The organism is Asanoa sp. NPDC049475 (genome assembly GCF_040676915.1).
In the GTDB taxonomy this organism is placed as follows: Bacteria; Actinomycetota; Actinomycetes; order Mycobacteriales; family Micromonosporaceae; genus Asanoa.
Window position 1 is genome coordinate 168,866 of sequence record NZ_JBFAPY010000006.1, and the last position, 13,122, is coordinate 181,987.

Annotated in this window: 10 protein-coding genes; 4 read left to right on the plus strand and 6 right to left on the minus strand. The window is 71.7% G+C overall.

Annotated elements, in window-relative coordinates; all coding sequences use genetic code 11:
• Positions 1–32: 32 nt before the first annotated feature.
• Both AB0J88_RS24865 and otsB read left to right on the plus strand, forming a co-directional pair.
• On the plus strand, positions 33–1,442 hold the full coding sequence (locus AB0J88_RS24865) for a trehalose-6-phosphate synthase (protein WP_364358359.1): 1,410 nt from the start codon (positions 33–35) through the stop codon (positions 1,440–1,442).
• A complete protein-coding gene (gene otsB / locus AB0J88_RS24870) occupies positions 1,439–4,009 on the plus strand; it encodes a trehalose-phosphatase (RefSeq protein ID WP_364358362.1) in 2,571 nt (856 codons plus the stop codon). The genes AB0J88_RS24865 and otsB overlap by 4 nt, the downstream gene beginning before the upstream one ends.
• On the opposite strand, the gene cobA is transcribed toward otsB, so the two are convergent.
• From cobA to AB0J88_RS24885, 3 genes are read right to left on the minus strand one after another with little or no spacing between them, the layout of a single operon-like run.
• Entirely contained in the window at positions 3,999–5,225 is a 1,227-nt protein-coding gene (gene cobA, locus AB0J88_RS24875) for a uroporphyrinogen-III C-methyltransferase (protein ID WP_364358365.1), read from the minus strand. The two genes, otsB and cobA, sit on opposite strands and share 11 nt — an antisense overlap.
• Positions 5,222–6,373, minus strand: coding sequence for a nicotinate-nucleotide--dimethylbenzimidazole phosphoribosyltransferase (locus AB0J88_RS24880; RefSeq protein WP_364358368.1), 1,152 nt, complete (start codon positions 6,371–6,373; stop codon positions 5,222–5,224). The genes cobA and AB0J88_RS24880 overlap by 4 nt, the downstream gene beginning before the upstream one ends.
• Positions 6,374–6,425: 52 nt before the next feature.
• Positions 6,426–8,582 carry a transglycosylase domain-containing protein gene (locus AB0J88_RS24885; protein WP_364358371.1) on the minus strand — a complete coding sequence of 719 codons (2,157 nt, stop codon included), beginning with the start codon at positions 8,580–8,582 and terminating at the stop codon, positions 6,426–6,428.
• A 92-nt stretch (positions 8,583–8,674) separates the two neighbouring features.
• On the opposite strand from AB0J88_RS24885, the gene cobC reads away from it, so the two are divergent.
• Positions 8,675–9,724 carry an Rv2231c family pyridoxal phosphate-dependent protein CobC gene (gene cobC, locus AB0J88_RS24890; RefSeq protein WP_364358374.1) on the plus strand — a complete coding sequence of 350 codons (1,050 nt, stop codon included), beginning with the start codon at positions 8,675–8,677 and terminating at the stop codon, positions 9,722–9,724.
• A 145-nt stretch (positions 9,725–9,869) separates the two neighbouring features.
• Here cobC and AB0J88_RS24895 read toward each other — a convergent pair whose 3' ends face one another.
• Positions 9,870–10,322: a protein phosphatase gene (locus AB0J88_RS24895; protein WP_364358377.1), complete on the minus strand. Its 453-nt coding sequence runs from the start codon at positions 10,320–10,322 to the stop codon at positions 9,870–9,872.
• A 130-nt stretch (positions 10,323–10,452) separates the two neighbouring features.
• Between AB0J88_RS24895 and AB0J88_RS24900 the strand changes: the two genes are divergently transcribed.
• Positions 10,453–11,103, plus strand: a complete 651-nt coding sequence (locus AB0J88_RS24900) for a pyridoxal 5'-phosphate synthase (RefSeq protein ID WP_364358380.1) — start codon at positions 10,453–10,455, stop codon at positions 11,101–11,103.
• On the opposite strand, the gene AB0J88_RS24905 is transcribed toward AB0J88_RS24900, so the two are convergent.
• Complete coding sequence (locus AB0J88_RS24905; protein WP_364358383.1) at positions 11,100–12,449, minus strand: APC family permease; 1,350 nt, start codon at positions 12,447–12,449, stop codon at positions 11,100–11,102. The two genes, AB0J88_RS24900 and AB0J88_RS24905, sit on opposite strands and share 4 nt — an antisense overlap.
• A gap of 37 nt (positions 12,450–12,486) precedes the next feature.
• Positions 12,487–13,068: a hypothetical protein gene (locus AB0J88_RS24910; RefSeq protein WP_364358386.1), complete on the minus strand. Its 582-nt coding sequence runs from the start codon at positions 13,066–13,068 to the stop codon at positions 12,487–12,489.
• Positions 13,069–13,122: the final 54 nt, after the last annotated feature.

The window sequence follows — 13,122 nt, forward strand, 5'->3', positions numbered from 1 at the left end:
GCGGACCCGTGATCACCGGAGGTGTGCGGAGCGTGACGGTTCGTAGCTCTTTTGTCGTTGTAGCGAACCGACTACCGGTTGACGAGGTCACCACCGACGAGGGGCGCCAATGGCGACGCAGCCCCGGCGGTCTGGTGACGGCGCTGCACCCGGTGCTGGCGGAGCACAAGGGCACGTGGGTCGGTTGGGCCGGCGGGACCAGCGAGCAGGCACCGGAGCCGTTCGACCTCGAAGGCATCCACATCCACCCGGTGCCCCTGACCGCCAGCGACCTCGAGCGCTACTACGAGGGCATGTCCAACGCGACCATCTGGCCGCTCTACCACGACGCGGTCGAGACGCCGGTGTTCAAGCGGCGCTGGCGTGAGTCGTACCGGCAGGTCAACGCCCGCTTCGCCGAAGCCGCCGCCGAGGTGGCCGCCGAGGGCGCGACGGTCTGGGTCCAGGACTACCAGCTGCAGCTCGTGCCCGCGATGCTGCGCGAGCGCCGGCCGGACCTCAAGATCGGGTTCTTCCTGCACATCCCGTTCCCGCCGATCGAACTGTTCATGCAGATGCCCTTCCGCGCCGAGATCCTGCGCGGGCTGCTCGGCGCCGACCTGATCGGCTTCCAGCAGCGCCTGGCCGCGCAGAACTTCGTCCGGCTGGCCCGGCACCTGCTGGGGCTGCGCTACGAGGGCCAGGTCATCGACGTCGACGGCCGGCCGGTCAAGGCGGGCGCGTTCCCGATCTCGATCGACGTCGCCGAGATGGAGCGGATGGCCGCCGACCCCGCGGTGCAGGCGCGGGCCAAGCAGATCCGGGCCGAGCTGGGCGACCCGCGGATGGTCATTCTGGGCGTCGACCGGCTCGACTACACCAAGGGCATCGAGCTGCGCCTCAAGGCGTTCCGGGAGCTGCTCTCCGACGGCAAGCTGAGCGTGCCCGAGGCGGTCATGGTGCAGGTCGCCACGCCGAGCCGGGAGCGTGTCGAGCACTACCAGACCCTGCGGGTCAAGGTCGAGCGCGAGGTCGGCCGGATCAACGGCGAGTTCGGTCGCGTAGGCGTGCCCGCCGTCCACTACCTTCACCAGTCGTACAGTCGCACCGAGTTGGCCGCGCTCTATTGCGCGGCCGACGTCATGATGGTGACCCCGCTGCGAGACGGGATGAATTTGGTGGCAAAGGAATACGTGGCGGCGCGTGCCGACACCGGCGGAGCGCTGGTGCTCAGCGAGTTCGCCGGCGCCGCGACGGAACTACGACAGTCGTTCCTGTGTAACCCGCACGACCCCGACGGAGTCAAGGAGGCGCTGCTGCGCGCGGTACATGTCGAACATCCGGAAGCCCGCCGCCGGATGCGGCTCATGCAGCGGCACCTGCGCACCCACGATGTCGGCCATTGGGCCCGTTCGTTCCTCAACGAGCTGGGCGTGCCTGAGGTGGAGGCTGACCCGGCGTGACCAACGTGATCGAGGTCGATCAGAAGGCCGCCGGCCAGATCGACGCGGAGCTCCGCGCGGCCATCGGCCGCATCGCGCGGGTTCCCCAGCTTCTCATCGCGTGCGACTACGACGGCACGCTGGCGCCGATCGTCGCCGACCCGACCCTGGCCGTGCCGCTGCCGGAGAGTGTGGCGGCGGTGCGCGCCCTGGCCGCGCTCCCGCAGACCACGGTGGCCGTGGTTTCCGGGCGTGCGCTGCGTGACCTGGCGACGCTGTCGCGGCTGCCGAGCGAGGTGCACCTCGTCGGCAGCCACGGCTCCGAGTTCGACATCGGCTTCGTCGAGCGGCTGACGCCCGAGCTGGTCGAGGTCCGCACCCGGCTCCAGGTGGCGCTGCGCGACATCGTCTCGGGCCAGTCGGGCGTACGCCTGGAGAACAAGCCGGCCAGCGTCGCGGTGCACTACCGCACGGCGGACCGGCCGGTGGCCGAGGAGGTCAAGGCGCGCGTCGCGGCCGGGCCGGCCACGTGGCCGGAGGTCACGGTCACGCACGGCAAAGAGGTGATCGAGCTCTCCGTCGTGCCGACCCACAAGGGCACCGCGGTCGACCAGCTGCGCACCTCGCTGTCGGCCAGCGCCGTGCTGTTCATCGGCGACGACATCACCGACGAGAACGCGTTCGCGAACCTGCACGGCCCCGACGTCGGCGTGAAGATCGGCCCGGGTGAGACGAAGGCCGGTCACCGGGTCGCCGAGCCGATCGACGCCGCCCGGCTGCTGGGGCTGCTGCTCCAGACCCGGCGGCACTGGCTGTTCGGCGAGGCGGCGGTGCCGATCGAGCGGCACTCGATGCTCTCCAACGGCGAGACGGTCGCGCTGGTCACCCCCGAGGCCAAGGTCACCTGGCTGTGCCACCCGCGGCCGGACTCGTCGGCGATCTTCGCCGACCTGCTCGGCGGCGGCCCGGCCGGGCACTTCGCGGTCGCGCCGGAACGCGGCGGCCTCCCGCTCGGCCAGCGCTACCGGCCCGGCACGATGACCGTCGAGACCCGCTGGTCGGGCCTGACCGTCACCGACTGGCTCGACCGCGCCCCGACCGGCGACGCGGCCCTGGTCCGCCGCCTGACCGGCCACGCCAAGGTCGGCTTGGAGTTCGCGCCGCGGCCCGAGTTCGGGCAGGTCCAGGTGCGGCTGCAGGCGCTCGGCGACGGCCTGCTCGTGCTGGGCTCCAACGAGCCGGTCGCGCTCTACTCCCCCGGCGTCGCCTGGGAGATCAGCGAGGACGGCGGGTACGACACGGCGCGCGCCACCGTCGACCTCGCCGCCCTCGACGGCGAACAGCTGCTGGAGCTGCGCTTCGGCACGCACAGCCTGCACGCGCACCCGACCGCGGCACAGGACCGGCAGGAGTCGGCCGAGCAGCCGTGGAAGGACTGGGTGCGCGGGCTGCACCTGCCCAGCGAGGGCCGCGAGCTCGTGGCCCGCAGCGCGCTCACGCTCAAGGGCCTCGCCCACGAGCCGACCGGCGCGATCCTGGCGGCCGCGACCACCTCGCTGCCCGAGGAGCTGGGCGGGGTCCGCAACTGGGACTACCGCTACTGCTGGCTGCGCGACGCGGCGATGACCGCCCGGGCGCTGGTCGACCTGGGCTCGCTCGACGAGGCCGAGGGCTTCCTGCGCTGGGTCGACGGCTGCGTCGAGCGCACCGGCGGCCACCCGGAGCGGCTCCACCCGCTCTACACGGTCGAGGGGTACGAGCTGGGCGCGGAGGCGGTCATCGACACGCTGCCGGGCTACGCGGGCTCCCGCCCGGTGCGGGTCGGCAACCTCGCGAACCACCAGCTCCAGCTCGACGTCTTCGGCCCGGTCGCGGACCTGCTGGCCGCCGTCGCCGACGCCCGAGGCTCCGTCCGCGACGAGGAGTGGCGGGTGCTGGAGGCGATGGTGCAGGCGGTCGAGCGCCGCTGGCACGAGCCGGACCACGGGCTCTGGGAGGCCCGGCTCCAGCCGCGGCACCACGTCTACTCCAAGGTCATGTGCTGGATGACCGTCGACCGGGCACTGCACGTGGTGCGCAAGCACGCCGGGCAGGACCGGCCGGACTGGGTCGCCCTGCGCGACCGGATCGGTCACAACGTGCTCGAGCACGGGTGGCACGAGGAGGCCGGCGCCTACACCGTGGCGTACGGCGACGAGGAGATGGACGCGTCCTCGCTGTGGATCGGCCTGTCCGGGCTGCTCCCCGACGACGACCCGCGGTTCCTGGCGACCGTCCTCAAGGTCGAGGCCGACCTGCGCAGCGGCCCGGTCGTCTACCGGTACCGCTGGGACGACGGCCTGCCGGGGCGCGAAGGCGGGTTCCACATCTGCACGTCCTGGCTGGTCGAGGCCTACCTGCGCACCGGGCGCCGGGCCGACGCCGAGGAGCTGTTCGAGCAGATGATCGCCACGGCCGGCCCGACGGGCCTGCTGCCGGAGCAGTACGACCCGCTGGCCGAACGTGGGCTGGGCAACCACCCGCAGGCGTACAGCCACCTGGGTCTGGTCCGCTGCGCCCTGCTGCTCTCCGGGCTGCTCAAGCCCTAAGGGCGGAGACCACGTCGCCGACGACGACGATCGCGGGAGGCCGGATTCCGGCCTCCCGCACCGTTTCCGCCAGCTCGCCGAGGGTCGCCTCGACGGCGCGCTGGTTGGCGGTGGTGCCCTCCTGGATCACCGCGGCCGGGCTCCCGGCCGGGCGCCCGTGCGCCACCAGCGTCGCGGTGATCGCGGCGAGGTTCTTCAGCCCCATCAGCACGACCAACGTCCCGCTGGTCGCCGCCAGCGCCGGCCAATTGACCAGCGACTCCGGGTCGTCCGGCGAGAGGTGCCCGGAGACCACGGTGAACTCGTGCGCGACACCCCGGTGGGTGACCGGGATGCCGGCCGCGCCCGGCACCGACACCGCGCTGGTCACCCCCGGCACGACCACGACCGGGACGCCGGCCTCGGCGCACGCGATGACCTCCTCGCCGCCGCGGCCGAAGACGAACGGGTCGCCGCCCTTGAGCCGCACCACCGACAGGCCCTGCCGGGCGCGGTCGACCAGGATCTCGTTGATCTCGTCCTGCGTACGCGCCGGCCCGTACGGGTTCTTCGCCGCGTCCACGAGCTCGGCGTCCGGCCTCAGCTCGTCGAGCAGCAGCCCGGGCGCCAGCCGGTCGGCCACCACCACGTCGGCCTCGGCCAGCAGCCGCCGGCCCTTGACGGTGATCAGCTCGGGGTCGCCGGGGCCGGCGCCCACGAGCGCGACCTGGCCTCCCTTCGGCACCGGCGGCGCACCGACCGCGGTGGCGCTGGCCGCGGCCCCGGTCCAGCCCGCCAGGAACGCCGCGATCGCGTCGCGGGTCGCCACGGCCCGGCGCGGGTCGCCGCCGCCGAGCACCGCGACCGTGACCGGGCCACGGCGGGTCACCGCCGGGGTCCAGGCGGTCGCGGCGGTTCGGTCGTCGGCCCGGACGCAGAACACCCTGCGCTCCTCGGCGGCCGTCGACACCTGGGCCGCCGCCTCCGGATCGTCGACCGCGACCTGGACCAGCCAGACGCCGTCCACGTCGGACGGCTCGAACCGGCGCCGTTCCCAGCGGATCCGGCCGGCGTCGACCAGGCCGTGCAGGGTCGGGGTCAGCTCCGGCGCGACCAGGGTGACGTCCGCGCCGGCGGTCAACAGGGCCGGCACGCGCCGGCTGGCCACGGCGCCGCCGCCGACGACCAGCACCGGCCGCCCGTCGAGCCGCAGCGCCAAGGGGTAAAGGTCGCTCACTTCTCGGCCACCCCGGCCGAGTCGAAGGTGGCGACGTCGTGCAGCACCCGCGCCGCGCTGGCCACGATCGGCCACGCCAGCACCGCACCGGTGCCCTCGCCGAGGCGCAGGCCCAGGTCGACCAGCGGGCCGAGGCCGAGGTGGCGCAACGCGATCGCCGCGCCCGGCTCGGCGGAGCGGTGCCCGGCGACCATCGCGCCGACCGCGTCGGGGGCCAGCGCCGCCGCGGCGAGCGCGGCGGAGTCGGCGATCACCCCGTCGAGGATCACGGGTACGCGGCGCGCCGCCGCTCCCAGCACGAGGCCGGCCAGCGCGGCGTGCTCCAGGCCACCGACCGCGGCCAGCACACCGATCGGGTCGGCCGGGTCCGGCCGGTGCAGGGCCAGCGCCCGCTGCACGATGGCGACCTTGCGGCCGTGGGTCTCGTCGTCGATGCCGGTGCCGCGTCCGGTCACGTCGGCGGCCGCGGCGCCGGTGAACGCGGCGATCAGCGCGGCGGCGGGCGTCGTGTTGCCGATGCCCATGTCGCCGGTCAGCAGGCAGCCGGCGCCGGCGTCGACCAGGTCGTTGGCCACCCGGATGCCGACCTCGACGGCGGCGACCGCCTCGTCGCGGGTCATGACCTCCTGGACGCTGAGGTCCGCGGTGCCGCTGCGGACCTTCGCCTGGACGAGCCGCGGCTGCGCGGCACGGTCCGGCTGGCCCACGATCAATGGCTCGCCGCCGGCGGCCCCTGCCGACGCCGCGTCGTCCCCGGCGGCTCCGGCCTCTGCCCCGGGGCTGATGAGCGGGGTCGCGACGCCGACGTCGACCACGACGACGTCCGCGCCGGCCTGGCGGGCGAACGCGTTGACCACCGCGCCGCCGGCGAGGAAGTTGGCGACCATCTGCGCGGTCACCTCCTGCGGCCACGGGCTGACCCGCTGCGCGTGCACGCCGTGGTCGCCGGCGAACACCGCGACCACCGCCGGCTCGGGCAGCGGCGGCGGGTTCGTGCCGGCCAGCCCCGCGAGGCGTACGCCCAACTCCTCCAACGCCCCCAACGAGCCCGGCGGTTTGGTCAGCGTGGCGTGCCGCGCGTCGGCGGCCGCCATGGCGGCGGCGTCGAGCGGCCTGATCGCGGCCACGGTCTCGGCGAGGAGGGTCATGTGCCCATGATCCCGTCCGACGTGAAAAGGGCCCCCGGTGGGGGCCCTTTCCTCATTTGACGATCGCTGGTGACGGTGGTGGGAAGTTCTGGATCGGTTGGCCCTTCAGCGCGTCGCGCAGTGTCTGTGCCGCCGAGTCGATCGGTTTCTGCGACTGCGCGTCACCCACCGCGTTGAACGGGTTGTCCGGGTCGGCGATGAAGCTCGCCGCCGCCAACTCCCGGGTGAAGCCGACGAACCAGGCCGACCGGGTGCTGTCCGTGGTACCCGTCTTACCACCGACCGGGCGCCCCACCGTCGGGGTCACGCTCGGCGCGGTCGACCACTCCTGGCAGGAGCCGGTCTGTGCCTTGCCACCGGTCGGGCAGCGGGCGGCGTCGGCCGCGGCGCGGGCCACGTCCTGGGTGACCTCCTGGCGGCAGCGCGGCTTGGCCACGTCCACCACGTCGCCGTGCGGGTTCTTCCAGGTCACCTGCTTGCCGTCGGGCGTCTGGATCGACGTCACCGGCAACGGCTCGCAGTAGACACCGTCGGCGGCCACGGTGGCGTACGCGCCGGCCATCTCCAGGGGTGTCACGTCGGAGACGCCGAGCGTGAAGGCACCCCAGGTCTTGGACCGCGGCGGCTTGGCCATCATCTGGTCGACGTCGGTGCGCCAGGTCAGGCCCAGCCGCTCGGCCATCCGGACCGCCTTGTCCGCGCCGACCGCCTGCTCGAGCTGCACGAAGTACGTGTTCACGGACTTGCCGAACCCGGACCACATGGCGTGCTTGCCGGTCATCGCGCCGGAGGCGTTCGACGGGCACCAGCGGCCGCCGCACGAGGCCGGTCCTTCGCCCGGGTACTGGGAGACCAGCTTCATCGGCGAGTTGTACGCGGTGGACAGCGGCATCCCGGCGTCCAGCGCGGCCAGCATGGTGAACATCTTGAACGTCGAACCCGCCTGGTAGCCCGGCATGTCACCGCCGCCGAGCAACGGCACCACCGTGTTCGGGTAGTTGCCCTTGATCTTCGAGGCCTTCTGCGGGTCCGAGTGCGTGCCGTTCTTGCTCTGGTCGAGCGAGTACACGCGGTTGACGGCCATCGCCTTGACGAGGCCGGTGCCGGGCTGGACCACCACGAGTCCGTGCGCGAACTTGCTGGTGGACTTCTCCTTCGCCATGACGTTGGTCTCGGCGATGTTCTGGATGTTCGGGTCCAGCGAGGTGATGATCTTGTAGCCGCCGCGGCGCAGGTTGTCCTCGCGCATCGAGGAGTTGTCACCGAACGCGGCCTGCTCCACCCACCAGGCCTTGAGGTAGTCGCAGAAGAAGCCCCAGCTGTTGAGGTTCTTCGGCACGGAGACGCAGTCGTTGGCCGGAGTGCTCAGGTTGAGCTGGATCGGGAGCTGCTTGGTGGCCGCGTTGTCCTGCGGGCTCAGGTAGCCCATCTTCTGCATGTTGTCGAGCACGTAGTTGCGCCGGGCGGTCGCCGCGAGCTTGTCCTGCGTCGCCGGGTCGTACTCGGTGGGCGCCTTGACCAGACCCGCGAGCGTGGCGGCCTCGACCAGCGACAGGTCCTTGGGCGACTTGGAGAAGAAGACCTCGGACGCGGCGTAGATGCCGTACGCCCGGTGTCCGAAGTAGGCCGAGTTCAGGTAGCGCTCGAGGATCTCCTGCTTCGAGTACTGCTTCTCGACCGCGAGCGCGAGCCGCATCTCACGCAGCTTGCGGGTGCTGGTCTGCTCGGTGGCCTGCTGCACCTCGAGGGGCGTGGTGGCGCCGTCGCGCTGGGCCATCCGGACGTACTGCATCGTCAGCGTCGAGGCACCCTGCTGGACACCGTCGCTCTGGTGGTTGGCCACGAACGCGCGCGCGATGCCCTTGGGGTCGACGCCGTTGTGTTCGTAGAAGCGCTGGTCCTCACTCGCGACGATGGCCTGCTGGATGTACGGCGACATGTCGGCGATCGGGACGTACTTGCGATGCTCCTCGTAGAACATCGTGAGCAGCGTCTTGCCGTCGGACGCGTACACGTAGCTCGTCTGGGCCGGGGGTTTGACGTTGAGCTGGCTCGGCATGTTGTTGAACGCGTCGGCGCCCTTCTTGGCGCCGAGACCGCCGACGGCCACCAGCGGATAGGCGACCGCCGCCACGACGACGCCGGCTATGAGCCCGGCCCGCAGCAGCGGAGCGAACCGACTGGTCGCGGAGAGGGTGCGCTTAATCACCAACTAAAACTAGGACATAAGCTGATATGTCCGTACCCGAAAGCGAGCAACGTCTACGTCTCATGTTCCTGTTCCCGGGTACGGTTCTGCGCGTGATCGAGTTGGGACATCACGGTGACGCCGAGGTCGGTCCGGGACTGGTCGACCTGGCGGTGAACGTCCGGCAGGCGCCGCTGCCACCGTGGCTCCTGGCGCCGGTGGCGGAGTCGCTGGGTTCGCTGGCCGCGTACCCGTCGCCCGAGCCGGCACGCGCGGCGGTCGCCGCCCGGCACGGCCGTTCCCCGTCGTCGGTCCTGCTGACCGCGGGGGCGGCGCAGGCGTTCGTACTGATCGCCCAGGCGTTTCGCTCCTGTGTGGCACCGGTGGTCGTGCATCCGCAGTTCACCGAGCCCGAGGCCGCGTTGCTGGCGGCTGGCCACCGGGTCGGTCGGGTGGTGCTGCCGCCGCCGTACACGCTGGACCCGGCCCTTGTCCCGGAATCGGCCGACCTGGTCTTCATCGGCAACCCGACGAACCCGACGTCGGTGCTGCACCCGTCGCGCTCGCTCGCGGCCCTGGCCCGGCCGGGCCGGATCCTGGTGGTCGACGAGGCGTTCGCGGACACGACGCTCGGGCCGTCGGGCTCTCCGGAGCCGTCGTCGCTGGCGGGCCGCGACGATCTCCCGGGGCTGATCGTGCTGCGCAGCCTGACCAAGACGTGGGCGCTGGCAGGGCTACGGATCGGGTACGCCCTGGCGGCGCCGGAGGTCGTCGGTCGGCTGGCCACGGTGCAGCCGTTGTGGCCGGTCTCCACGCCGGCCCTGGCGGCGGCCATCACGTGCGCGAGCCCGGTCGCGGTTGCGGCGGAGCACTCGATAGCGCGTTCTCTGGCGGCCGACCGTGACCACCTGTTGGACCAGCTGTCCCAGATCCCTGGGGTTTCGATCGCGGCGCCACCGTCGAGCTCGTTCGTCCTGCTACGGATCCCCAACGCGGACAAGATCCGCCTGGCGCTGCGGGACCGCGGCTATGCGGTGCGGCGGGGGGACACGTTCCCGGGCCTGGGCACGGACTTCGTCCGGGTAGCGGTCCGCGACCGCGCGACAACGGACGCCTTCACCCGCGAACTGTCGGCGGTGCTGCAAGAACGGGCAGCCTCTTAACGCTTCCGCAGCGCATGGGGACCCTTGTCAACGCTTGCCCGGTATCGCAGCGACCGACTCCGCTCGGGCGCGGATCAGTTCAGCTCGCGCGGCTCCCGATCGGCGACCAAATCCGTTCGCCCCGCCCACCAGCGGGAAGGGCGCATCAGTTCAGGTCGCGGGGGTCCGGAGCCGCGAAGCGGGCGACGAAACGCTTCTGCCAGGGTGTCTCGACCGCCCGGCGGTCGTAGTTCTCGCGGACGTAGGTCACCGCCTCCGCGGCCGGCACGCCGTCGATGATCGCGAGGCAGGCCAGTGCCGTGCCGGTGCGGCCGCGACCGCCGCGGCAGGCCAGCTCGACCCGCTCCGTGGCCGCCCGCTCCCACGCCTCGCGCAGGGCCAGCCCCGCATCGGCCGGGTCGCTCGGCAGCCACAGGTCCGGCCAGCGAACCCAGCGACTCTCCCAGGCGGTCAGCGACGCGGGCTTCCCGAGCAGATACAACCCGAAGGTCGGCGGGGGCCCCATCGGGTACGCCCGCAGCAGACCCCTCCCCCGGACCAGCCGCCCCGAGGGCAGCCGCAGCACACCGGCGCCGGCTGGATCCCACGAGTCGATCATGAGCCCACCATAATGGCCACCTACCCTTTCGAGGCAGATTCTGCCATTTTCCGGACCCTTCGCCACGTCTTCCGCTCACCGCCTGCCAACAAGATCCAGAGCGCGTACCCCCTCGTGGCAGGATCGGGTCGTGTCCATTCGTGATCTTCTGCGGGGTCTTCCCGTCTTCGCCCGACCGTTGCCGCGGTTCGTACCGGCCGACGCCCCGGCGAACCCCGACGAGTTGTTCGTGACGTGGCTGGCGGAGGCGATCGACGCCGGCGTGGTGGAGCCGCACGCGATGACCCTCAGCACGGTCGACGGCGACGGGGTGCCCGACACCCGCGTACTCCTGCTCAAAGACATCGACGACCGCGGCTGGCAGTTCGCGACCTCCAGCGGCAGCGCCAAGGGACGCCAGGTCGCCGGCACGGCGGCCGCCGCCCTCGGCTTCTACTGGCGCGAGCAGGGGCGGCAGGTCCGGGTCCGAGGCACCGTCGCCGCGCTCGACCCGGAGACCTCCGCCGCCGACTTCCGCGCGCGGCCGGTGTCCTCCCGCGTGGCCAGCCTGGCCAGCGAGCAGAGCGCGGTGCTGTCCGACCCGGCCGACCTCGAGCGCGCCCTCGCCGCGGCCGAGACGACCGTCGCCGCCGACCCGGAAACCCCGTGCCCGGACCACACCGTGTACGCCGTGACACCCACGAGCGTCGAGTTCTGGCAGGGGGACGCTTCGCGCCGTCACGTACGCCTGCGGTATCTCCGGTCCGGCGACGCCTGGCGCAAGGAGCTGCTCTGGCCCTAGCGCGCCGCCGACCTGCGGAGGAAGGCCCAGTTGACCGCCCACAGCGCAACGCCGCCCAGCAGCAGCCACAGGGCCAGGACGTAGATCGACGCCTCGCGGACCATCGGCAGCAGGAAGAGCAGCGAGACCCCGGCGCCGAGGACCAGGACCACCGTCGGGGCGCGGAAGTGGGGATGGTCGACCGGGTCGCGGCGCAGGTACAGGGCCGAGAGGTTGACCAGCAGGAAGACCGCGGTCAGCAGGAGGACCGTGGTGTCCGACAGGTCGCCGAGGTCGTCCACGAAGAACAGCAGGACGATCGAGATCGCGGTCGTGAAGGCGATCGACACCCATGGTGTACGGCGCGGGCTGAGCCGACCGAACACGCCGGGCAGGACGTCGCGCTCGGCCATGCCGTACAACAGTCTGCTTGCCATCAGCATGTTGATCAGCATCGTGTTGGTCACCGCGATGATCGAGACCGCGGAGAAGATCTCGGTGACCGGCAGGTCGGGCGCGCCCAACCGGACCACCTCGAGCAGCGGGGCGGTGGACTCGGTGAGCACGTCGAGCGGCACCGTCATCGCGGCCGTGAACGCGACCAGCAGGTAGACCACGCCGGCCAGGACCAGACCGGTGATCATGGCGGGTGGGAACGACCGGCTGGGCTCTTCGGTCTCCTCGGCCAGGTTGACCGAGTCCTCGAAGCCGAGGAAGGCGTAGAACGCCGTCGCCGCGCCGGTCAGGAGGCCGGTGACGACACCGAAGCCCGTGCCCGAGAAGGTGAATGCCTGTCCCGGGTCGCCGTCGCCGCCGCCGAGCACGACGATGCCGACCCCGATGATGAACAGCAGGCCGGCGAGCTCGATGCAGGTGATCACGACGTTTACCCGCACCGACTCGGCCACGCCCCAGAGGTTGACCGCCGCGACCAGCAGGATGGCCACGATTCCGATGATGACCATCGGCGGGTTCTCGACGCCGAACAGGCCGGTGAAGTAGTCGCCACCGATCCGGCTCGCGGCGAACGTCGCCGAGGTGACACCGGACGCCATGATCGCGAAGGTGACGAGGAAGCTCAGGAACTTGATCCGGAACGCCCGGTCGCAGTAGAGCGCTCCGCCGGCGGCCTGCGGATATTTGGTGACGAGTTCCATGTACGCGAACGCCGTCAGGAACGCCAGCGCGAACGCGACGAGGAACGACGCCCAGATCGCACCACCGACGTCGCCGCCGACCTCACCCGTCAGCGAGTAGATGCCCGCGCCGAGAATGTCGCCGACGATGAAGAACGTCAGCATCGGCCGCGAGATCACCCGGCGAAGACCCTCGCCGGTCGGCTCGGCCGTGTTGGTATCGACGGTCATGCCTGGCGCCATACCCAGCCGAGGGCTGTGGCATGCCTCACAAAGCAGCGAGCGCGCGCACGTAGTTGACCTGCTGGTGCAGGTACTGCACCTGCTCCTGGTTGGTCACCGCGTTGCGGGCAACATATTGATGCCGACCGTTGCTGACGGTGACCTGCACTGTTCCGCGGTGGACGGTCTCCTTGACCAGCAGAAACAGCAGGCTGAACACGGTCAGGACGCAGAACCCGAAGATCGCGGTGAGCACGGCCCAGGTCGGCGTCTTCTGCTCGGTGTGCCAGAAGTCGTTGACCTGCCAGGTGGACCCGGCGAGCGGAAAACTCCCGGCCGGCGTGTGCACCAGCTTCGAGGTCACCTGAATCTCACCGATCTGCGCGACGACGGTCGCATCGCCACCGGGCGGAAACGCCCCCGGCGGTGCGGACGGTGACACGGGCTGACCGCTGACGCTGGTGGGCTGCGGTGACGCGGGCTCTGGCGGTGGGGCGTAGACAGGCCCGGGGTCCGAGGTCGGATCCGGCATCGGCCCGAGGTCGGGCGTCGACCAGGGATCGGTCGCCGGCGGGAACTGGCCCGGCTCCCCCGCCCCGGGAAGCGGCAGCGTCGGCTCCGTGCCCATCACGCACCCCCTCGTCGCGCGGCTTCTCCCCCGGCACCTTACTGCCCGGCACCG

Bases quoted from the DNA above. Each gene is read 5' to 3' on its own strand.
- AB0J88_RS24905 (WP_364358383.1), bottom strand. From the start codon at position 12,449: ATGACCGTCGATACCAACACGGCCGAGCCGACCGGCGAGGGTCTTCGC.
- AB0J88_RS24880 (WP_364358368.1), bottom strand. From the start codon at position 6,373: ATGACCCTCCTCGCCGAGACCGTGGCCGCGATCAGGCCGCTCGACGCC.
- AB0J88_RS24895 (WP_364358377.1), bottom strand. From the start codon at position 10,322: ATGATCGACTCGTGGGATCCAGCCGGCGCCGGTGTGCTGCGGCTGCCC.
- AB0J88_RS24910 (WP_364358386.1), bottom strand. From the start codon at position 13,068: ATGGGCACGGAGCCGACGCTGCCGCTTCCCGGGGCGGGGGAGCCGGGC.